Genomic DNA, 22,110 nt, shown 5'->3' on the forward strand with positions numbered 1-22,110 from the left:
AAGAGCTATGGTAGTATAGCTTCGGCTTCAATTTCTACCATATAACCATTGCCTACCAGTTTGGCTTCTACCAGGGTATTTGCAGGGTTTATTCCTTTAAACCGTTCGCCATGAGCTCTTGCAATAGGTTCCCAATCTTTTAGTTCGTTGACGAAAATACGTGTTCTAACCACGTCTTCAAGTTTACCGCCAAAGGAAGTGATTACGCCTTCTATTTTATCAATTATAAAATGGGTCTGGGCAGCGGCATCGTTACCGCCGATCATTAAGTTGCCGTGTGTAGCGGTGGTGCCAGAAACATGGATGTTTTTACCAAGTTTAATGGCTCTGCAATAACCTGCATATTCTTCCCATTCGGTACCACTAAAAATCTGTTCTTTATTTTCTCCCGTTTTTAACGGGGTAAAAGCTTTGGGAATAGTTTCCAAGTGGTCGCTGAGATCACCCGATGCGGTCAGGAAGGGAGGTTTTCTGTACTCGTCACCGCAATCTCCAGGTATGTCTTTCAATTGAAGTTGTGCCTTTTTAATATCGTTGATATCATCCGCATCAAGTTGAATGTCCAACATTTTTCTATTATCGTCAATATGCTCGCTTTCTCCCAAACGGGCGCCTACAATAACAGCGGCAACGGCTTCACCTTCTAAGATGAACCTACTTGCAATATTTGCGATGGAAGCATTATGTTTATCTGCAATTTTTTTTACGGTCCGCAATAACTTTTGGTACGGTTCCCATCCGCCGGCGGCATCAATAAAACGTTTGTATTTCATTTGTGACCATGTAGTCAGTTCCTTTTTGGTGGGCTCGGTTTTGTTTAACCATTTATCGGTTAAAAATCCGCCTGCCAAAGTCCCGAACGTCAATAGTTTTACATTATACTCACGGCATACTTTTGCCATTTGCCCGTTCGCCCTTTGGTCTATCAATGAATGGCAAATTTGATTGCTAACAATAGGGATACCGCTTGCCAGGGCAATTCTTAAATGTGCGGCATCAAAATTGGTGACCCCAATATGTTTGATCAAACCCTCTTCCTGTAGTTCTTTTAAATATAAGAGGCCATCTAACCAACTGGCATCGGGGTAGTACCACGCATGAAATTGCAAAAGGTCTATGCTGGATTGTTGCATTCTGTCAAGTGCAGTCCGTATGGCAGCTCTGACATCTTTACGGGAAATTTTTCCGGGTTTTGGAACCCATTTGGTAAATAGCTGCACGCTATCTTTATCCGCTAGGTTATTTTTAAAGGTACCGGCAATTATTTCACTGGAGCCGTAGTGGTCTGCCATATCAAAAGAAGTGAGACCGGCATCTAGATAAGGCTTCATGTACTTGGCCGTTGCAACAGGGTCCAAGGTATTGCCGTTACGCTCCATATCCGCAATTTGCCATAAGCCCGTAACCACTCTGGAAATCTCTAAATCTTTTGCTAATTCAATTGTTGTTCGCATCTTTTATTCTTCAGGCAGTTCTAAAAATAATTTGTTTGTATCGTTGTTCTGTTTCTTCAATTTTTTCCAGTAGTAGGCAAATAATAAACTTGCCAGCGCCATAACTATGAGCCATATTGGTGTAGAGTGAAAATACCACGCCGTTGTCTCTGAGGTAAGATCCTTATAAGTGTGTATGCCCAAGAACCCGGAAAGGGTGAAAATGCCAGACCAAGCAATGCATAGTTGTAATGTTCTGTTTTTAAGTACGGAAATCTTTTTTGCCAAACCTGGGTTTACCTTTTTTATGGTAACAAGTGTAATGCACATTAGCAGAAAATTGACCATCATTGAGGTCACCATAATATCTATGCCCAAAAAGAAATCTCCTGCAAAATGAGAGCCTAGAACACCAATACTTGCCATAGCGCCAGCCACTATTAAGGCAATATGTGGTGTATGATTTTTTGGATGTACCCTAGAGATGGATTTTGGAAAAATACCATCTTTGGCCCAAGCGAACATTAAGCGTGATACGGATAGTAACATAGCAGGTAGATCATTGATCAGGGCAATTGCGGCACCTGCCAGTATTGCAATGCCTAAACCAGATGGCAGTACATAGCTTAACAGCCCAGGGGCAGAGATATCTTTGTTCATAGCTTCTTCTGCAACAAAACTCCACGGTACAATATGGTAAACCGCCGTTGCAAAGAGAAAGTAAAATAGCCCAACGCCAAATATGGCGAGTAAAATTGCCCTTGGTAATGTTTTAGTAGGTTTTTTTGCTTCCCCACCTGCTTGGGCAATAGAATCAAAACCAATAAAGCTGGAAAACAAAAGTGCGGCCGCAGACAGAAATATGCGCCAATCAAAATCTATTTGATTTACAGGGGTAAAGCTGCGTCCTGTTTTGTTTTGTAGCCCGGCCAGGAAATCCGTTGTATCGTAAATGAGTGCCGAAACTATGACAATTCCGCCAAGGGCGAACATTAAAAACATCATGGGCAATAAAATGCGTTCATAACTTTTGATGCCCTTAATGTTAATGGTGATAAACGACCAGATCAATGCCAATGCAATGGTTACTCTTATCCATCCTATTTCCAATCCGTTAGAGATGTTTTTCCATCCCAAACTCAGTGTTACATCTCTTATAAACGGTACGGTAACGTAAGCGATAACACCAATAACAATAGAGAGCCCGAACCATTGGGAGAAACTGGCGACAAAGCCTAAATACGGATTTAAGCCTCTACTGGCGTATATATAACTACCGCCGGCACGTGGCATGGCAGACGCCAAAATACCATAGGCCAATGCCGCGAACAATGCAGGCACCGCCGCAAAAATAAATGCAGGCAGTACGTAAGGGCCAATACCCGGCACATTACGTTGTATCATGAACGGCACAACATTTATAGATGCCCCTAACATAGAACAAACACCCGTAGCGGTAAGGGCAAGAAGCCCCATTTGGCGGTTTAATTTCTTAGAGTTCGTAGTCAATATTTAAGTAGTTATGGTTGGCCATGTTATTCTTTATCTAAAAAAGATCGTACACCTGTCATTTGCCATCTGCCCAATGTTATTGGAATGCAGCCTATGGCATTTAGCTCATCGAAAAAAGCTTTCATTTCAAAAGGTTCGTTTTTAGATTCTTTCATTCTGGCATATTCGGCCATGGTGTTTTCAAGTAAGTATTTACCGGTAATGTAACTAGTTCCGTATCCTGGTTGTCTTAGGTATAGGTGCTGCTCAAAAAGCAACAGGTCCTTTTCTGTTTTCATCCAACCTCTTGGGGTGTAATTGGAGTGGATGCCGCCCGCTTCTTCAGAGCTCATAAGGTTTGCATGTGCATAGAGCGATCCCAAGCCCCTTGCTGCGCGTTGTGCGATCATAATGTAAACAATTTCCCTAGAACGGGTTTGGTCATCATATAGCCCCGCATCCATGAACATTTCTTCTACCGCGGTAGCCACGCCTTCGTTTCTTGAATCGAATATATTGTATAGTAGGGCCTCTTTTCTAATTTCGCGCGGGTTAGGTTCTTTGTCCATCCTTGCCAGTTCAAACCAATGATAAAAATGAGAGTAAAGCGGGCGTTGATCTAAATGGGCGGTAATCCAAAAAAAGTTTCTTTTCTCACGAGGTACATATGCACCTAAATGATCATTAAGCGCAGTCTCAAAGTAGTCTTTAACCGTTACTATTTCATTTTTATCTAAAAATTGCAAAAGGCTTTCTGCGGAGACCTTTGCCATTTTATTATATTCTTCAACGCTACCGGCATCTGGTAACTCAGGCAGATTTCTATTTCTGTGTTCCTCTAATTTAAGTGCGGACCATGCTCTGGTAAGCTCTCGTTTTAAGAGCATAACCTCGTCTTCCCATGTCAATGGTACCAAATGAACATTTTGTAGGTACCAGGTATAATTTTCTTTGCCAATGCCCGAAGGACCGGTTTTAGTACTGGCTTCCGTTTTTAGCCATGCCGAAAAACGATCGGTGGATGTTATTGCCGCATTGATCGCAGCCATTATTTTTTTGTTTTTTTGAATCCCGGGCAGGTTTTTTATAGCTGCCAAGTCATTACTCTGTGTCTCAATATCACGGATGCCGGCCAACCATAGGTCTTTGGCATTGCCCGTTAAATTTTCCTGAGCCTGCTTGTTAAGGATAGGAATGATTTTTAAAGAGTTAAGTAATTTGGTTTGGTCTGCTTTGTTTAAGGGAAAGCTATATTTCCAAATATCTATTATGGCATGGTGGGTAGGACCCTCGTGGGCAGGAACATCGCTACGGTCTGTCCAAATTGTTTTATAGAATGCAGGGTCTCTGGTCCAAGGTTTTAAAATTCGTTGGTTAAAATCATAACCGTTCATTTCGGCATGTATAATGTGCCAGTCTACTTTGTCCGGTATAGGCCATCCTGCAGTATCAATAGCTAGAAGTTGTTCTCGTAATAGTTCAAATTTTGGAAATCTTTTCTTAAAAGTGTGCACGGTATAATCAGGGGCGCCGTCTACTAGTGGCGGGTTTTCAAAAGAGCGCCATTCTCTAAAAAGTTGAACTAATTCTTGATTGGAAACCTTGTCTTGAGCTGTTACATTTTGTGGAACAAACAGATAAAGAAAAGGAATAACATAAATTAATACTTTAAAAATAGTCTTGTTCTTCATAGATGGTAGGTGGTTGGTATCTGTATGCAAAATAAGAATAGTGGATCAATGAGCCATGTTTTTAAACAAAATGTTAGTTATGTAGTAAGAATTTTTCATATGAATGCCAATCTATTTTTTTGAGTTAACAATTACTTTTTAAATTGATTAATTTGCATACTTTGACAATTATGTTTTTCAGGTAGAAATTGATTGCTTTAGTTTCTATATAATTTTATGATTGTCAATTATTTAATAGTTGTTTTAGGGGTTTTGATATTACATTCTTATGAATAAAAAATTTCATTTTCTGGATGATGGTGGTGAAATGGGTAGGCTAATGCGAGAAAAAGATTGGTCTCTTACTCCGTTAGGTACGCCAGATGGATGGCCGCATAATTTACGTACCACATTGAACATAATGTTGAACTCTCCATTTCCCATGTTTTTGTTTTGGGGAGATACTTTAAAGAGTTTTTACAATGATGCGTATAGGCCCATTTTAGGAAATGATGGTAAACATCCTAAGATATTGGGTTTAAACGGAAAGCAGGCTTGGTCCGAAAGCTGGAGCGATGTAGAACCTATGTTAAAAATTGTAACTGAAAATGGCGAATCTATTTGGAAAGAAAACCTAATGGTTCCTATTTTTAGAAATGGTAGAATGGAAGATGTTTACTGGACATTTAGCTATAGTCCCGTAAAAAATGAAGAAGGAGAAGTATCTGGCGTTTTGGTTATTGTTACCGATACTACGGAGGCGGTGTTGGCAGAAAGGCGCTTAAAGGAAAGTGAGCGTAGGTTTAGGGAAGTGGCAAACTTATCTCCGGTATGGATCTGGATTACGGATAATGATATCAATATTCAGTATTCTAATCGTGCTTTATTAAATTATGTAGGAATAGAAAAAGAAGCGGACTTTACCGGTAAGGTCTGGAAAGAAGTAGTGCACCCAGATGACCTTGATATTATTTATGAAGGTTTTGGTAAAGCGGTTGCAGATGAAACTGACTTTACGCTAGAATATAGGGTTAGAAGAAAGGAAACCGGTAAATACGAATGGTTTAAGGTTTTAGGGGTTCCAAAATTCGAGGAAAATAAAATGGTGGGCTTTATTGGTACGGCAATGAATATCGATAAACAAAAATCGTTTGCAGATGAACTTAAAAAAGAAGTGAACATACGTACCAAAGAACTAGCTGATAGTAATAGCAAATTAGAGGCAATGAATAAAGAGCTTCAGTCTTTTGCATACATATCTAGCCATGATCTTCAAGAACCGCTGCGTAAAATTCAGATGTTTGCCGAAGTGTTGATGGACAAAGAGTATGATAAACTATCCACATCTGGCAAAGCTAAATTTGAAAAGATACAATCTGCGGCCAAAAGAATGCAATCACTGATCAATGATTTACTATCATATTCACGCACAGATACCGAGAATAGGGTCTTTGAGGTCATAGATTTAAAAGAACTGGTAGAAGATGTCAAAAATGACCTTGGGGAAGAACTTAAAAAGAAAGAGGGCAAAATAACCTTGTTGCGTTCATGTGAATTGGAGGTGGTGCCATTTCAATTTAGGCAGTTAATGTATAATCTATTATCCAATGCCGTAAAATACTCTAAAAATGATGTCTCGCCCAATGTAACCATAGATACGGAAATTATTACGAACGCAAAATCTGTAGATGTTGGGTTAAAAAATAATAAGGAATACGTTAAAATTACCATTACCGATAATGGTATAGGGTTTGAAGAACAATTTGCAGAAAAGATATTTGAAGTATTTCAACGCTTACATTCTAAGCAAGAATATGTAGGTACCGGTATAGGTTTGGCAATTGTTAAGAAGATTGTACAGAATCATCATGGTGTAATTAGTGCATCGGGCAAACTTAACGAAGGATCGGTGTTTGAAATCGTATTGCCAAAAATGCAATAGAAAAGTGTTTCTTGAACCAAAGTGATTGCATTCATAAAAAAAGCTCATTTTCTTTAAAATGAGCTTTTTTTATAGGGAAGCCTATAATTACGTGAATAAAATGTTTTTGAGTTAAAGCATCTCTTTTTGAGGATATTACTTACACCGATCGCAGTCTATTTTTGGTATATGAATACTACTATAGAAAAATCGGCAGGTATGGGCGCTGTCTTAAATGATGGTGCCGTAACCTTTAGAGTGTGGGCTCCGCATGCGGAGAAAGTTTTCGTTGGCGGAAGCTTCAACAACTGGTCTAAAAATGACATTTCACTAGAACTTGAAGAAAATGGGTACTGGTCTGTAATCACCGAAAAAGCATCTGAAGGTGATGAATATAAATTCTTTATTGAATATAATGGGGAGATTTTGGCAAGAAACGATCCTTATGCCTTTGAAGTGACCAATAGCAATGGTAATTCCATAATTAGGGCTTTAGATTTTAAATGGGACGATGCGGAGTTTAACATGCCAAATTGGAACGAGCTTGTTATATACGAACTACATGTAGGTACTTTTAATCGTTCGGCATCAGATACCGTAGGTACGTTCCAAGATGTTATAGATAAGTTAGACTATCTAAGGGATTTGGGTATTAACTGTATAGAGCTGTTACCGGTCGCAGAGTTTGCGGGTGGTATTTCTTGGGGGTATAACCCTGCGCACCCATTTGCCATTGAACAAGATTATGGCGGTCCAGATGCCTTTGCGAAATTGGTCAATGAAGCGCATAAAAAAGGTATAGCTGTAATAATGGATGTAGTGTATAACCACTTTGGTCCTTCTGATGTAGATCTATGGCAGTTTGATGGTTGGAGCGAGAACGATAAAGGCGGCATCTATTTCTATAATGACCATAGAAGTGATACCCCTTGGGGAGATACTAGACCTGACTATGGCAGAAAAGAAGTACGCCAATATCTAAGGGACAATGCATTAATGTGGATAGAAAAGTACCATTGTGACGGGTTGCGTATGGATGCTACCTCATATATACGTTATGAAGGCGGTGGTCTAGGGTATGATACCGAAATAGAAGAAGGCAATATTTTAATGCGTGATATCAATTCTGAAATAAGGGATAAATATCCGCATGTATTGACAATTGCCGAAGATCTTAAAGGCGATAGTAGGGTAACGGATGCCATTGAACATAATGGACTTGCTTATGGATCTCAATGGGATATGAATTTTGTACACCCCGTTAGAGAGGTGATAGAAGATACCCATGATGATAGTAGGGATTTGCAAAAAGTGGTAGATGCCTTGGAATTTAAGTATAGTAACGATGCGTTTTGCCGTATAGTTTATACGGAGTCTCATGATGAGGTTGCCAATGGTAAGGCAAGAGTGCCAGAAGAGATACAACCAGGTGATGCAGAAAGTGATTTTGCTAAAAAGAGAGCATTGTTAGGTATAGTTTTGACCTTGACGGCACCGGGTATACCAATGCTTTTTCAAGGGCAGGAGTTTATTGAAGATGAATACTTTCAAGATACGGAAGGCTTGGATTGGGACAAAGAAAAGAAACACAAAGGCATTGAAAATCTTGTAAGTGATATTATAAAGCTAAGAACAGGCCAAATAGATGGTGGTGAGGGTTTAAGAAGCCAGCATATAGAAATGCTACATGTAAATCATGAAACTAAAATATTGGCATATAAAAGGTTTGATGAAAATAATGTATCCAATTCAGTACTGGTCGTTTTAAATTTTAGCAATCAGGACTACGGGAATTACGGTATCGGTCTACATGAAAATGAATCTTTTGAACTTAAGATCAATGCTAGCAGTAAAATATATGATCAAGCGTTCTCAGAGTTACCGGTTGATGATGTAACCGTTGTTGAAGAACATACCGATGCCAAGAACTGGACAGGAAAAATTAATATACCTGCATATGGAGCATTGATATTTACCAAATCGTAAGAATTTTTTTAAATGGCATTATTCCGATATAATATTATGTAGGTTTAAACTTACATTTCAATATTTTTATGGAATCGGCTTTAATAGTGGTAAAATTTTATTGTATTTTGTTATATAATCTATAGGTAAAACAATAATTTTACCGGCTTAAATGTGGCGAACTAATATTGATGTAATTAATGGAATATAGTTTCATATATAGCCCTGAAAAAATGGTTAATGAAATATTTCAAAGAACAATGGACGCTGCAGGGGTTGATTTTGAAATTTTGCATGACAATACCGTTCAGTTGTCTGATGATATAAGTGATGAAAAGCTTAAAGCGATCATTGGTGAATTGAAGGGTTTTGGTATAAAAGTTCAGACGAAAGAAAATCGTGATCTTGTTGAGGAAATTAAGATTTACATAAAAAAAATGGTTTATGAAGGTGATATTAGAAATGTAAAAATTTCAGAATTATTATCTAATCAATTAGGGTTTAGTTACCCTTACCTTTCAAACTTATTTTCTAGTAAAACATTTACCTCGATAGAGAATTTTTATATTTTAGTGCGCATAGAAAAAGTAAAGGAATTAGTGCTTTTAGAGAATACGAGTTTAGGTGAAATTGCCCATAACTTAAATTTTAGCAGTGTTCCCCATTTATCAAATCAATTCAAGAAAGTAACAGGGTTAACCATAACCCAATACATGAAGTTTAGAAAAAAATAAAGAGGAAGGGTTCTTCTTTTCAATACATGAATAGAGAAAATGGATAAATTAAAAATACTTCTCGTTGATGACGATGAAGACGACAGACAGTTTTTTGCAGATGCATTGGAAGGGGTTGAACTCAATACGGAGTTACGTCAGCTAGAGAACGGTAAGAGTTGTATGGAATTTTTATTGAACGATACGGACAATACTCCAGATTTGGTATTTCTAGATTTGAATATGCCTATTATGAACGGGTTTGAGTGTTTGGAAGCAATTAGACGTACACCACATTTAAAAGATCTGTTGGTCGCAATATATTCTACTTCTTCTGCAGAAAGAGATATTGAGGAAACCTTTGAAAAAGGAGCCAATATTTATATTAAAAAACCAAGTAGTTTTAACGAGCTTAAAAAGTCCTTAAAGCAAGTAGTTAAAATGAACTGGGCCTATCACCTAAATGATTTTAAGAAAGAAAACTTTTTATTGAAAATATAAACTGCTTACATAAGGTATTTTATCAAAGTTGTTTCGTTAGGAACAACTTTTTTTGTTTTAGCACCAAACAAGTCGCAATTTAATAAGTTATTTCGCAGTATCTTAACATAAGATGTTTAATACGGAATAGTATGAAGAATAATTTAGCGGATGATTTTTTTAGAACAATGGTAGATGATGCCGATACTGCTATTTTATATGCTGAGCCATCAGCCTCTAATTCTGTAAATATCAAAGATTATAGGCCTAAATATGCAAACAAGAAAGGACAGGTCTTTTTTGCGGTTACAGCAGAAAATGATAAAAGTGAAACGTTAGAGGAGCTTGTTCATTATGATGAGGTATTGATTTTGGCAAACAAGGTGTTGGAAACTGGTGAAGATGAAAATTTTAATATCATAGTAAGGGAAGAAGCTAATATTCTCAATTATCATGTAAGAATTAGGATTTTTGGTAAGGGGTTATTATTTGCCCTGACCTTGGTAAAGCCAAAATTTATTTCAGATAAGGATTCTAAACTTCCGTTAGGTAGTTTGGAATCAAGAAATAGAGAACTTGAAATTTCCAATCTTTTTGGTATTCGTGTTTTAGATAGCAATGATAGTATTATTTCTTACTTAAAGCCCGTGTTCAATAAAGCGGGAGGTGTAGAGGACTTTCGTATAGATTATATTAATAATCGGTTAAATGAGATTACCAATGATGATTCGGGCTTTATAGAAGGTAAGACCATTTTAGAATATTACCCTAAAAATTTAGAAAATGGTGTATTGGAAATTTTGACCGATTGTTATACGACCGGAGAGAATAAAGAATACACTAAAGAATTTGCTTTTACAGATGACCCTGTTTGGTTGTCCACTAAAGCGGTTAAAATGAATGATGGCCTTATATTGTTCTCTAAAGATGTAACACAGGAGAAAAAGTATGAAGCGCAATTATTTATACAGAATAGGCTATTGTCAGAAGCTGAACGTGTGGCCAATATAGGTAGCTTTCGTTGGCATTTAAATGAGGATCATATAAAATATTCGGATAACGTGTACAGATTGTTTGGTTACGATCCAAACGAGTTTGATAATAAATATGATCGTCTGCTCACTTTTTTACACCCAAATGATTTTGAGAAAGTAAAGTCTAGTTTTAAAGAGGCTAGAAAAAACAAGTCTAAAACAGATCTTGTTTTTCGCATTTACACGAAATCTCAAGAACTACGCTATATGAATACTATAGGAGAATGCCATCAAAAAGAGGGTAGTTGGTATATGGTAGGCGTCATTAGGGATGTAACCAAACAAATAGAGGCAGAATCTATACTACAGATAAAGAATACAGAGCTAAAGCGAACCAATGCAGATTTAGAAGCATTTAACCGTGTTGCAAGTCATGATCTGCAAGAACCGTTACGTAAAATTCAAATGTTTGTTAGTAGACTGGACGAAGAAGAAGAGGGGCGTTTAAGTGAAAGGTCGCAAGGGTATTTGTCAAAAATCAAATATTCATCGGATAGAATGCGCAATCTTATCAATAATCTGCTTTCTTATTCAAAAGTAGATGAGGTAAGCGAACAACCTACAAGGGTAGATTTAAACGACGTTTTAAATAATGTTTTAGAAGATTTGGGCGAAAGAATTATTGATTTAGATGCCAAAGTAGAATCTGTAAGCCTTCCGGTCGTAAACGGTATTCAATTTCAATTAGAGCAATTATTTGCAAATCTTATAGGTAATTCACTTAAGTATGTAAAAGAAGGTGTACGCCCCCATATTAAAATTATGGGTAATATAGTAAGTGGAAACAAAACGGATATAGAAACCTTGTTACCTAACATTAATTATGTGCAACTTCAATTTGCCGATAATGGTATTGGTTTCGAAAAAAAGTACCAAGAGAAAATTTTTGAAATATTTCAACGCCTTCATGGAAAAACAGAATTTTCCGGTACAGGGTTAGGGTTATCCATCTGTAAAAAAATAGTGCAATCACATAACGGAACTATTATGGCCAAGGGAGAGACGGATAAAGGGGCCGTTTTCACTGTATATCTACCCACCCTTTTATAATAGGTATATTTCATAATTTTTATGTCTTCTTAAAATTGTGTAACAGCTTTTAAAAATGTTGTAACGTATTTACTTGCTACAGGCTGCATCTTTGTAACAACAAAAAATGTAAGCTTTTATGAACAATCTTCAATATGCTAGAGTAGGTGCCGTAAGACACAAAAACTCTAATAACCAAGGTTCTAAACTAGAAATATCAACTTCTAGCTCATCAGACGCTTTAGTAGCGCAAAAGGCTTTATCTAATAATAACCATTTAAACAATATATCATGCAAGTAGTCCATAATCAATTAAGTTATTTCAATAGTGTATTAGGAGGAAGTATCTCCAGTTTTCAAGGTGATCGTATTCTTCAATATGATAATGATAAAGGAACGGGTAGAATACAAACTGTTTCATTGGGATCTGGAATATCCTACACAGAATATGATATGGATTTGAACGAGGATTTTAATTTTGATTTAAAATTGGATGAAAATCGTAGTTTATACTTTATTTACTGTTTGGAAGGTAATTTCAGGTTTTCAAACGGAAAAGAAAATAGTAAGGTTGAAGCATTGCAAACAGTGGTTGTAGGCGGTTCTAACAAAACTATTAATATAAAATTAAGAGAGGCTACAAAATCTAACTTATCTATTATTAAGGTAACGCAAAACGGGGAATCTCTAAGTAAGAACGTAGATAATAATGAGTTGTACGACCAATTGTTTGCCCAGTTCTTAAATGAGGACGGTAATGCACATATTGGAACTTTCAATCTAAAAATAAAAGAACAGTTATTGCAGATCAGATCAATTACCCAGGTAGGTTTGGTTAGAAAACTGCTAATAGAAGGTATTGTAAACTTTACTTTAGCTTTAGAGATATTACACTGTAAGCAAGATATTGAGAATAGTGGGCAGGTATCTACGATGTTGACCAAGAAAGAGCTTTTAAGAATTGAAGAAGCTGTTAACGCAATTAAAAGAAAACCGGAATTTCCATATACCGTAACAGATTTAAGTAAGGAATATGGTCTTTCGCCAACTAAATTACAAGAGGGCTTTAAGGTAATGGAAGGTACTACGGTAACCAATTTCATTAGAAATGAAAGGTTGATTCTTGCCGAAGAGTTGATACAAACATCTGATATGAATATTTCAGAGATAGTTTATTCCATAGGATTTACCAGTAGAAGTTACTTCTCTAAAATATTTAGAAACAAGTTTAAATGTACTCCTAAAGCATACTTAATGAACATTAGAAACGTATCGCTTTCAGCATAAGGTAAAATATATGAAAATGGTTGAGCCGGCTCTTTAGAGCTGGCTTTTTTATTTTATATATGGTCTTAATAAAGCTTTAGAAAAATAGAATAACAGAAAGGTGGTACAGGAGTAAAAAGGAAAAGATGTTAAAATAAAAGATAAAGAATGTGTTTAGATGGAAATAACAAATTCTTTTTCAGGCTTGCTTTCTTCAGCATTGTCCACATAGCGAAGGCACTTATGTAAAAGTGTTTTAAGTTGATTGTATGAAGATGGTTTTTGCAAATATAATGATGCCCCCATTTCGTTTAAACGGGTTATTTCCTTAGGGTGGTACGATGTTGAATAAATAATTACTGGAATATCTTCGTATTTTTCAAGATCACGTATATCCGCAAGACACTCGAATCCATCCATCATAGGCATTTTTAAATCTAAGAATATGACATCTGGTTTATCGTTACTATCGGATAGCAAGCCTGCCATAAGATCTACGCCATTGTTGAATTCCGATATTTTGGTCTGTATTGGTATTTCGCGTAAAGCGTCAGAAAAAAATGTTCTGTCGTCACTGTCGTCATCCGCTAGGAAAACATTTAAAATTGGTTTGCTCATGTTCGGTAAATAATTTGAACTCTAAAATTATTTGATTGAAAATCGGCATTAGAAATGCCGATTATTCTATTGCAAGTTAGTATTTGCTGTTTTTGCGCAATAATGCGATTGATTTTAAAAATAACTCAATACCTAAAAAAATAGATTTGCTTTTTTTGGGTCATATTATTAATGACCGTTCTATGTAACTGTTATGCAACATAATTTATTATAGCCGTACCGCCCAAAGTGTTATTTTTAATAGATTCTATAGTTCTTTTTAAAGCAGAAGTCAGCGTTTTGAACGAATTTGGCTTGTGGAGATATCTATTGGCTCCATTTTCGAACAAATTCGAAATCCGGTCAATATCATATTGATTGGAAAATATAACCACCGGAATATCGTCAAAATCTGCACTTTTTCTAATTTCGGTCAAGGTTTCTTCCCCATTTAATTTAGGCATAAAAAGATCTAGAAAAATAACATTTGGTGTAAGCAGTTTGGTATGCAGTTCATTTAATAGGTCAGACCCGTTAGAGAACATGGTTATATGTATGTTCTCATGCAAACTATCAATAGCTTCAATAAAAATTTGTTGGTCTTCGGCGTCGTCTTCTGCCATATAGATATGGAATACGTCATCTTTCATCATTAGTAAGTCAATTAATTATCCTCCAATAATTTCACCGCCGTTTATATGTAACACCTGTCCGGTCATATAGCTGCTATCCTCACTGGCCAGATACACATAGGCAGGCGCTACTTCGGCCGGTTGGCCTGGTCTGCCCAAGGGTACATCTTTACCAAATTTCTCTAGTTTTTCACCATCAAAAGTAGCTGGTATTAAAGGAGTCCAAATGGGTCCAGGTGCCACGGCATTTACACGAATTCCTTTCTCTGCAAGCGATTTTGACAAACTTCTTGTAAAAGATACAATTGCTCCTTTTGTACTGGCGTAATCTATTAAATGCTCAGACCCTCTATAAGCAGTAACAGATGTTGTATTTATAATGGTATCGCCTTTTTTTAAGTGTTTCATAGCAGCTTTTACAATATAGAAATAGGGATAGATATTGGTTTCAAAGGTGGTGTGTAAATTTTCTGTTTCTATTTCTTCAATATGCTCGGTAGGAAATTGCATTGCCGCATTATTGATTATACAGTTTAAACTGCCAAAGCTTGCAATGGTATTATCTAAGGCCTTTTTGCAAAATTGTTCGTTCTTTACATCGCCCTTTAATAAAAGACATTGACCGCCTTCATTTTCAATTTCAATTTTTGTCTGTAGTGCATCTTTTTCTTCGTTCAGGTAAATGATGGCAATTTTTGCTCCTTCTCTTGCAAAATGTACCGCTACACTTTTACCTATACCACTATCGCCACCAGTAAGTAGTGCAACTTTGTTTTTTAATTTGTCACTGCCTTTGTAGCTTTCGCGTATGGTGAGCGGCTCAGGATTCATTTTAAATTCATCACCAGGTTGTACGGTCTGTTCTTGATTTTTATCTATTGTAATATTTTCCATGTTCTAAGTTTTAAATAGGTGTTAGGCTGCAAGTTTTCTACATTCTTTGGCACATGCCAGGCAAGATTCTGCGCACAATTGGCAATGATCATGATCATGTTGTTGACATTGTTCTGCGCACCATTCACAAATTTCAGCGCAAAGTGTTGCTTGTTTTGAGGAAAATGGACTATCTGCCATTAACATTTTAATGGTACTAAGACAAGTATCTACACACTGAATACAGCAATTTGGACACTCGTTCATACTTTCTTTGCCTGCCATGTTAACTATGCAGTTTTGGCAATCTATGAAGCATTTTTTACAGGCTTCTATGCAACTTTTATATGCTAATTTCATCTTGTTAAATTTTAATAGGTTGTAATTTCTTACTTGAAATTAAAATATGCACAGTTAAATAATTTGCTCTTTTAATTGGAAATTGTGCGGTATAGCATATGGATAAATAATGATATCAATACGGCACAAATAATGATTAAAATGAAATCTTATGGGCTGCATTAGGATAGGTTAGAGTGATTCTTTTTTGCATTTAAGAGAATCTATAGATCTAAAGGAAAATCAACTTTTATATTTACAATCTAAATGTTTCCTATAGCTTTAAAATTTATTGTGTTTGGCTTTTGTTCTGTTCTCTATATTTGAATATGAGCATGAACATGGTGATATTCAATAGTGTTGAAATACCGTTTGTAACAATAATTGGAACATCTTTTTTCATAACACCATATACTGTCCAGAGCAGGACCCCTAGCGTTAATGTAAAAAACATTTTAGGGGAGACATCATCTACCTTTTTAGTTCTCCAAGCTCTATAAATCTGTGGAACTGCGGCAATGGTTGTAAATATACCGGCGAAAATTCCAATAATTTCTTCCATGTTAGTTACTAGTAGTTGATCATATATAATGCATAACAATTGTTATGCTCGTTTTCATAACATTGAAGGTACTGGCGTTAAGCTCCAAAAAGTAATGCATTACAAGTAAATGTTTGTTCAAAAAAATATAGGTAGTCGTATGCGCCAATTATTATTTAATTTAAAGCTCATATCAGTTTAACTAAATAAAAACAGCAATGAAATTGTTAATTATATTTTGCGCTGGCATTTTAGGAACTACGATTATGACAGGTTTTAGTCATGTGGTTGAATTGTTAAGCGGCAATAAATTTAACGAGGCACATTTATTAAATCAGCTTATTGATCTTTCCAAGACCTTTAAAAGAAACGTGAAACATAATTATTTTTTAGGCTGGTTAATTCATTTTGGTATAGGCATAAGTATGGCGGCTATCATATATGTCTTTTATTCTCACATAAATTATAGTGACGTTATTTGGACGGGTTTGATTTTTGGATTCATACTAGGGATTGTTGGTGTAGGCGGGTGGTCAATGATTATAAGTAGCCATAATGATCCGCCCAAAATTAACTGGACATATTTCTTTTTACAATTGATTCTTGCACATATGATTTTTGGTATTACAGTTTCATGGGTAATCACAAGGATCTAGTGGAATACATATAACAAAGTTTAATTAGTAGTAATTTTTTAATGTAATATGGGTATAGAAATTTCACTTTATACAAAGCGGGCAATTATAGGCGGTTTAATCTCTTTAGGGTTTATTGGTTTAGGAACTTTTATGCTTGGAAATTTAAGCGGTTATGAAGCTAAAGTTTTAATAAAGTCTAGCCTTACGGGATTAAATACATTATGTAATACCATTGTGTTGGCCTCGGCAACCATATTGGCTTTAATGTTGACTCTTTTAGGGGTAAGCTCAGGCACGAACTCTAAACTGAAGAATGATCATTATTTACATATTATGCAAATTGCAAAGCTGGATACGGCAATTTTTATAGCCTCTTTGCTGTTCTTTTTGGTGTTTAATCTGCCTGTTACGGAAAGTGAAAATATCCCGGAAAACTATTTTGATGCCATTTATTACATTACTATCGGTGTAAGCGCCATATTGAGTTCTGGTTTAATTGTAGTGGTATTGATGTTATACAATACTATAATCAATATTATAAAAATAATAGGATTAGGCAGAACGGATCATCCACTAATAAAGAATGAGGATGGGGATTGATGGCTATTAGATAATATTTGTAATATGGTCTTGGTCAAGATTACATAGGCGGCTCTGCAACCATAGTTTTTATCTTTTTCCAAAATTGTTTAGAGGTAACATTTGTAGGTGTTACCAAATCGGCTAGCAGGGTTAAATTTCGTTTAAACTGCTCATATTCATATTTAGAGGTATTATTTTCATCAATAGGATAGTATGCCATTCCCCAATTTGGAAAAGTTCTTTTGCTAATTTCATCGTCGGAAAATAAGGTAACATTTGTATGGCGAGGATCTTTTTTGATCTTATCATAAAGTTCGGTGATATTCTTTTTACTGCCCTCTAAAAGTTGAACAAATCCACCTTTGTAATAAATAAGACATCCGGTAATATCATCTCTCTCATTATTGGCACGAGCATTTTCAAGAAGCTCTTCCATTTCCACAGTTTTTAATTTTTTAGTGGCTACAGATTCATATGTCAATGTATACATATTGTTGAAGTTATCCTTAATGGGCAAAAATAATAAAAATGCTAAAAAATGAAGTACACCATTTAAAAAAGATAGTAAGAGATAGGGTTAAGCAAATATTATGCAACAAAAAAGCCCCTAGAAGGGGCTTTTGAGTGATCGCAGGAGGATTCGAACCTCCGACCGTCTGCTTAGAAGGCAGATGCTCTATCCAGCTGAGCTATGCGACCGACACCATTTTTTCAAATGTGGGTGCAAACTTAGTGATTTTTATAGACTGGTAAAACGAAAATCAATAAAAATTTAATTATTTCTTTTATAGACAGGAATATGACTATGAACGACCTTCGTATTGATCAAAATTTTCCCATAATTGGTCAAGTACTTTGTAGAAAATTTCAAATTCTTCTTCAGTGATTCCCAGGGTACTAACTTTTCTTAAATCGGTAATAAAAGGCATTACCCTTTTTATAAGTTCAGAGCCTTCTTCCGTAATTACCAGTTTAAATCTTTTTTGGTCATCCCTAAATCTAGATTTGCGTAAGAACCCTTTTTTGCATAATCCACTGATCACCCTAGAAGTCGTAGCTCTATTTCTAAAGTTAGATTTGGCAATATCAGCTTGCGAAGCGTCTTTTCCTTCTAAATGTACACGTTGTAAAATTACCCATTGTTCAATAGTAAGATCAATGTTGTTTTCTGCAAATACCTGTAAAAAAGTGCTCTGTACTTTTTTTAAAGTACGATCAATGTAAACGCCGAAGCCCTCCGTCCTGTCCATAATCTCAAAGTTATTCTTCCAAAAATACAGGAGTTTATCGTTAAAATTGTTGTTAATGCAACAAAATTGAAAAAAAGTTGTATTTTTACTTAGTTCAAATTGGCAAAAAGTACTAGAAATATGCAACCAGGTTTTAAGAAATATATATTAGAAGATAGCACTTACAAAGGCGGAGGTAAGAAGATTGTAATGCCCGATGGTGTTACCGTTCACAAATTGTCCTCTAACGAAAATCCGTTAGGGTATTCCCCAAAAGTTAAGGAAGCCTTGGCAAATACCTTAGATGGTTTGAGCCTATATCCGGATAATACGGATATAAGGTTACGTGAGGCGTTGGTGAAAGATTTTGATGGTGTACTTACCGTAGATAACTTTATTACTGCAAATAGTGGTTCAGAAATTATAGATATGATTTCTAAGGCATTTTTGAACGAAGATGACGAGGTAATTGTGAGTCAGCCTTGCTTTTTACCTTATACGGCCTTTACCCGTTGGATGGGAGCCAAGGCGATCAACGTACCCATGACCGAGGATTATGATTACAATTTGGACGGTATTCTAGAGGCTATTAATGATAGAACAAAGTTGATATTTCTAGCATCGCCCAACAATCCTTCAGGAAATTATATTCCACTGACAGATTTAAGAAATTTCATAGATAAATTACCTGACCATGTAGTATTAGTGTTAGATGAGGTATACAGACATTTTGCCGAAGCCGAAGATTACACTTCGGGAATTCCTTTTGTAGTAGAAGGTAAAAATGTAATTGCAATCAATAGTTTTTCAAAGACCTATGGCTTGGCAGGTCTAAGGGTTGGCTATTGTTATGCCCCTTTAGAACTAAGTAATTACATGCGTAAGATTTGTAAACCTTTTCTATTGTCATCATTGGCTTTAGAGGGCGCAATTGCTGCTTTGGAAGATGTAGCGTTTGTAAACAAAACTGTAGCATTGGTTAAGGAAGAAAGAAGGTTCGTTTTGAACGGTCTTGATACAATGAATCTAAAATATTGGCCAACACAGGGTAATTTTGTGCTAATAGATCCACCGGTGAATGATATGGAGTTTACCTCTTTTTTAGAAAAGAAAGGTATAATGGTACGCCCTGTAGGTAATTTTGGTGCGCCGGGGAAAGTGCGTATATCTTTTGGGGTAAGAGAGGCTAACAAAGCACTTTTGGCCGCAATTGAGGTTTTAATGAAGAACCGAACGACCACAGCATAATTTTTTTTATCATATATGTTGCATGAGCAACAAAAAAATAATATAAAACTAAATCATATACTATGTCAACTTCAACAGTAGCAGAAAACAAACACAAAGAGGCACAAGATTTTATGCCTATTAACGGTACCGATTATTTAGAGCTTTATGTAAGTAACTCTAAACAGGCGGCACATTATTATAAAACCGCTTTCGGTTTTAAATCTTTAGCTTATAAAGGTCTTGAAACCGGTAGTAGGGATTTTGAATCCTATGTGGTAGAGCAAGATAAAATTAGATTGGTTTTGACATCACCGTTAAAGAGTGGTACAGATGTGGGTAGGCACATAGACAAGCATGGTGACGGAGTTAAGGTAACGGCATTGTGGGTAGATGATGCTACCTATGCATATAACGAGGCTATGAAAAGAGGAGCTAAAAGCTATATGGAGCCAAAAACCGAACAAGACGAGCATGGTAAGGTGGTAAGTTCTGGTATTTATTCTTATGGTGAAGTAGTACATATTTTTGTAGAGCGTAAAAACTATAACGGTACATTTTTACCGGGCTACCAAAAATGGGAAAGCGATTATCAGCCAACCTCTACTGGGTTAAAGTTTGTAGATCACATGGTAGGTAACGTGAACGAGGGCAGAATGAATTATTGGGTAGATTTCTACGCCAATGTAATGGGCTTTAAGCAAATAATGTCTTTTGATGATAAGGATATTTCTACCGATTATACAGCGCTCATGAGTAAAGTAATGAGTAATGGTAACGGTCGTATTAAATTCCCGATCAACGAGCCTGCTCCAGGAATGAAAAAATCTCAGGTAGATGAATATTTGGAGTTTTATGAAGGTGAAGGTGTACAACATATTGCCGTAGCAACCGATGATATTGTAAAAACGGTATCTGATTTAAAAAGTAGAGGTGTGGAGTTCTTGACCATACCAACAACATACTATGATGTATTGACAGAGCGAGTTGGTGAAATTGATGAGGATATAGAATCATTGAGAAAACTAGGTATTTTGGTGGATCGTGATGATGAAGGGTATCTGTTGCAAATTTTTACCAAAACGGTACAGGCAAGACCAACCATGTTCTTTGAAATTATTCAGCGTAAAGGAGCAACTTCTTTTGGAAAAGGAAATTTTAAAGCTTTGTTTGAAGCTATTGAGCGTGAGCAAGAATTAAGAGGAACGCTATAAGTTCAACAGATTTCTTGACAAGCCAAGAATAGTTTAATTTTAATAAAATAGTAGTAACTAACAAAACGAACGTATATGCCTATCTATCATAAGCAAGGTGCGTTGCCGCCTAAAAGGCACACGCAGTTTAGAAAACCCAATGGGGAATTGTATTCAGAACAATTGTTCGGTACCATTGGTTTTGACGGTATGTCCTCTTTATTATATCATCATAATAGACCTACCATGGTCAAAGAGATTGTAAAGAGTACAGATGTGTCTCCTAAGATTGCTTTGGAGAAGAATATACGTTCGTTAAAGTTGGTTAGTTTTAATGCATCTGCAAAAGACGATTTTTTAGAAGCTCGTGAGCCACTTTTGGTCAATAGTGATATCATCATTGGGGTAGCGGCACCACGAAAGTCGTTACGCGAATATTTTTATAAGAATACAGATGCCGATGAAATGTTGTTCATACATAAAGGCTCTGGTACCTTAAGGACTATTTTTGGACAAATTCCTTTTGAATATGGTGATTATCTAATCATTCCCAGAGGAACCATTTATCAAATAGATTTTGATAGTGAAGACAATCGCATATTATATGCCGAATCATATTCACCGATCTATACGCCAAAAAGGTATCGCAATTGGTTTGGGCAGTTATTGGAGCATTCTCCGTTCTGTGAGCGCGATTATAAATTGCCACAAAACCTTGAAACATTTACCGATACCAATGAACATTTGATAAAGGTAAAGAAGCAAGGGGTCATGCATGAGATGGTATATGTAGGGCATCCTTTTGATGTTGTGGGTTGGGATGGATATAACTTCCCATACGGATTCTCCATTCATAATTTTGAACCTATTACGGGCAGGATTCATCAGCCGCCACCAGTGCATCAAACTTTTGAAACAAATGCCTTTGTAATTTGTTCATTTGTGCCAAGACTGTACGATTATCATCCGCAGTCCATTCCGGCACCATATAACCATTCCAATATAGATTCAGATGAAATGCTGTATTATGTTGATGGTGATTTCATGAGCAGAAACGGTGTACAACCGGGTAATATTTCTTTGCATCCCGCAGGTATACCACACGGTCCGCATCCAGGTGCTGCAGAACGTAGCATAGGTCAAAAAGGGTCTGAAGAATTAGCGGTTATGATAGACACCTTTAAGCCGTTGATGGTTACTGAGAATGCCATGAAATTAGATGATGGCGATTATTATCAATCTTGGTTATAACAGAAA

General features: G+C 36.2%; 22 protein-coding genes and 1 tRNA gene. 12 read left to right on the plus strand and 11 right to left on the minus strand.

Annotation, left to right across the window (positions count from 1 at the left end; all coding sequences use genetic code 11):
* Positions 1-5: 5 nt before the first annotated feature.
* The 3 genes from PXC01_RS04205 to PXC01_RS04215 are packed head-to-tail and all read right to left on the minus strand — an operon-like array spanning position 6 to position 4,615.
* Positions 6-1,454, minus strand: a complete 1,449-nt coding sequence (locus tag PXC01_RS04205; protein ID WP_276471113.1) for an aldo/keto reductase — start codon at positions 1,452-1,454, stop codon at positions 6-8.
* A 3-nt stretch (positions 1,455-1,457) separates the two neighbouring features.
* Positions 1,458-2,909: an APC family permease gene (locus PXC01_RS04210; protein ID WP_276471114.1), complete on the minus strand. Its 1,452-nt coding sequence runs from the start codon at positions 2,907-2,909 to the stop codon at positions 1,458-1,460.
* A gap of 59 nt (positions 2,910-2,968) precedes the next feature.
* Positions 2,969-4,615, minus strand: coding sequence for a hypothetical protein (locus tag PXC01_RS04215; protein WP_276471115.1), 1,647 nt, complete (start codon positions 4,613-4,615; stop codon positions 2,969-2,971).
* Positions 4,616-4,883: 268 nt separating this feature from the next.
* On the opposite strand from PXC01_RS04215, the gene PXC01_RS04220 reads away from it, so the two are divergent.
* The 7 genes from PXC01_RS04220 (at position 4,884) to PXC01_RS04250 (ending at position 13,023) form a co-directional block, all read left to right on the plus strand.
* A complete protein-coding gene (locus PXC01_RS04220) occupies positions 4,884-6,536 on the plus strand; it encodes a PAS domain-containing sensor histidine kinase (RefSeq protein WP_276471116.1) in 1,653 nt (550 codons plus the stop codon).
* 168 nt (positions 6,537-6,704) lie between these two features.
* Complete coding sequence (locus PXC01_RS04225; protein WP_276471117.1) at positions 6,705-8,501, plus strand: alpha-amylase family glycosyl hydrolase; 1,797 nt, start codon at positions 6,705-6,707, stop codon at positions 8,499-8,501.
* 212 nt (positions 8,502-8,713) lie between these two features.
* The gene (locus PXC01_RS04230) at positions 8,714-9,214 is read left to right on the plus strand and encodes a helix-turn-helix domain-containing protein (RefSeq protein WP_276471118.1); all 501 of its coding nucleotides are present in this window, start codon (positions 8,714-8,716) and stop codon (positions 9,212-9,214) included.
* Between the two features lie 39 nt (positions 9,215-9,253).
* Entirely contained in the window at positions 9,254-9,694 is a 441-nt protein-coding gene (locus tag PXC01_RS04235) for a response regulator (RefSeq protein WP_276471119.1), read from the plus strand.
* Positions 9,695-9,825: 131 nt separating this feature from the next.
* The gene (locus PXC01_RS04240; protein WP_276471120.1) at positions 9,826-11,757 is read left to right on the plus strand and encodes a sensor histidine kinase; all 1,932 of its coding nucleotides are present in this window, start codon (positions 9,826-9,828) and stop codon (positions 11,755-11,757) included.
* 118 nt (positions 11,758-11,875) lie between these two features.
* The gene (locus PXC01_RS04245; protein WP_276471121.1) at positions 11,876-12,037 is read left to right on the plus strand and encodes a hypothetical protein; all 162 of its coding nucleotides are present in this window, start codon (positions 11,876-11,878) and stop codon (positions 12,035-12,037) included.
* Positions 12,028-13,023, plus strand: coding sequence for a helix-turn-helix transcriptional regulator (locus PXC01_RS04250; RefSeq protein WP_276471122.1), 996 nt, complete (start codon positions 12,028-12,030; stop codon positions 13,021-13,023). The genes PXC01_RS04245 and PXC01_RS04250 overlap by 10 nt, the downstream gene beginning before the upstream one ends.
* Before the next feature lie 153 nt (positions 13,024-13,176).
* Here the strand turns inward: PXC01_RS04250 and PXC01_RS04255 are convergent, their stop codons facing one another.
* The 5 genes from PXC01_RS04255 to PXC01_RS04275 all read right to left on the minus strand — a co-directional run bounded on the left by PXC01_RS04255 (position 13,177) and on the right by PXC01_RS04275 (position 16,005).
* Entirely contained in the window at positions 13,177-13,620 is a 444-nt protein-coding gene (locus tag PXC01_RS04255) for a response regulator (RefSeq protein WP_276471123.1), read from the minus strand.
* A 191-nt stretch (positions 13,621-13,811) separates the two neighbouring features.
* On the minus strand, positions 13,812-14,252 hold the full coding sequence (locus tag PXC01_RS04260) for a response regulator (protein WP_276471124.1): 441 nt from the start codon (positions 14,250-14,252) through the stop codon (positions 13,812-13,814).
* Between the two features lie 15 nt (positions 14,253-14,267).
* Complete coding sequence (locus tag PXC01_RS04265) at positions 14,268-15,125, minus strand: SDR family oxidoreductase (protein WP_276471125.1); 858 nt, start codon at positions 15,123-15,125, stop codon at positions 14,268-14,270.
* 21 nt (positions 15,126-15,146) lie between these two features.
* Positions 15,147-15,464 carry a four-helix bundle copper-binding protein gene (locus PXC01_RS04270; RefSeq protein ID WP_476703487.1) on the minus strand — a complete coding sequence of 106 codons (318 nt, stop codon included), beginning with the start codon at positions 15,462-15,464 and terminating at the stop codon, positions 15,147-15,149.
* 268 nt (positions 15,465-15,732) lie between these two features.
* Complete coding sequence (locus tag PXC01_RS04275; protein ID WP_276471127.1) at positions 15,733-16,005, minus strand: SemiSWEET family sugar transporter; 273 nt, start codon at positions 16,003-16,005, stop codon at positions 15,733-15,735.
* A gap of 197 nt (positions 16,006-16,202) precedes the next feature.
* On the opposite strand from PXC01_RS04275, the gene PXC01_RS04280 reads away from it, so the two are divergent.
* Together PXC01_RS04280 and PXC01_RS04285 are read left to right on the plus strand one after the other, a co-directional pair.
* Positions 16,203-16,640: a DUF6789 family protein gene (locus PXC01_RS04280; protein ID WP_276471128.1), complete on the plus strand. Its 438-nt coding sequence runs from the start codon at positions 16,203-16,205 to the stop codon at positions 16,638-16,640.
* A 48-nt stretch (positions 16,641-16,688) separates the two neighbouring features.
* Positions 16,689-17,222, plus strand: a complete 534-nt coding sequence (locus tag PXC01_RS04285) for a hypothetical protein (RefSeq protein WP_276471129.1) — start codon at positions 16,689-16,691, stop codon at positions 17,220-17,222.
* A 40-nt stretch (positions 17,223-17,262) separates the two neighbouring features.
* Here the strand turns inward: PXC01_RS04285 and PXC01_RS04290 are convergent, their stop codons facing one another.
* The 3 genes from PXC01_RS04290 to PXC01_RS04300 all read right to left on the minus strand — a co-directional run bounded on the left by PXC01_RS04290 (position 17,263) and on the right by PXC01_RS04300 (position 18,454).
* Positions 17,263-17,694: a BLUF domain-containing protein gene (locus tag PXC01_RS04290; RefSeq protein WP_276471130.1), complete on the minus strand. Its 432-nt coding sequence runs from the start codon at positions 17,692-17,694 to the stop codon at positions 17,263-17,265.
* A gap of 135 nt (positions 17,695-17,829) precedes the next feature.
* Positions 17,830-17,903, minus strand: a tRNA-Arg gene (locus PXC01_RS04295).
* 104 nt (positions 17,904-18,007) lie between these two features.
* On the minus strand, positions 18,008-18,454 hold the full coding sequence (locus PXC01_RS04300) for a MarR family winged helix-turn-helix transcriptional regulator (protein ID WP_276471131.1): 447 nt from the start codon (positions 18,452-18,454) through the stop codon (positions 18,008-18,010).
* Positions 18,455-18,553: 99 nt separating this feature from the next.
* On the opposite strand from PXC01_RS04300, the gene PXC01_RS04305 reads away from it, so the two are divergent.
* The 3 genes from PXC01_RS04305 to PXC01_RS04315 all read left to right on the plus strand — a co-directional run bounded on the left by PXC01_RS04305 (position 18,554) and on the right by PXC01_RS04315 (position 22,104).
* Entirely contained in the window at positions 18,554-19,681 is a 1,128-nt protein-coding gene (locus tag PXC01_RS04305; RefSeq protein ID WP_276471132.1) for a pyridoxal phosphate-dependent aminotransferase, read from the plus strand.
* 62 nt (positions 19,682-19,743) lie between these two features.
* Positions 19,744-20,874, plus strand: a complete 1,131-nt coding sequence (gene hppD / locus PXC01_RS04310) for a 4-hydroxyphenylpyruvate dioxygenase (RefSeq protein ID WP_276471133.1) — start codon at positions 19,744-19,746, stop codon at positions 20,872-20,874.
* Positions 20,875-20,949: 75 nt separating this feature from the next.
* The gene (locus PXC01_RS04315) at positions 20,950-22,104 is read left to right on the plus strand and encodes a homogentisate 1,2-dioxygenase (protein ID WP_276471134.1); all 1,155 of its coding nucleotides are present in this window, start codon (positions 20,950-20,952) and stop codon (positions 22,102-22,104) included.
* Positions 22,105-22,110 lie beyond the last annotated feature (6 nt).

It is taken from the genome of Maribacter huludaoensis (genome assembly GCF_029350945.1).
Taxonomy (GTDB): Bacteria; Bacteroidota; Bacteroidia; order Flavobacteriales; family Flavobacteriaceae; genus Maribacter; species Maribacter huludaoensis.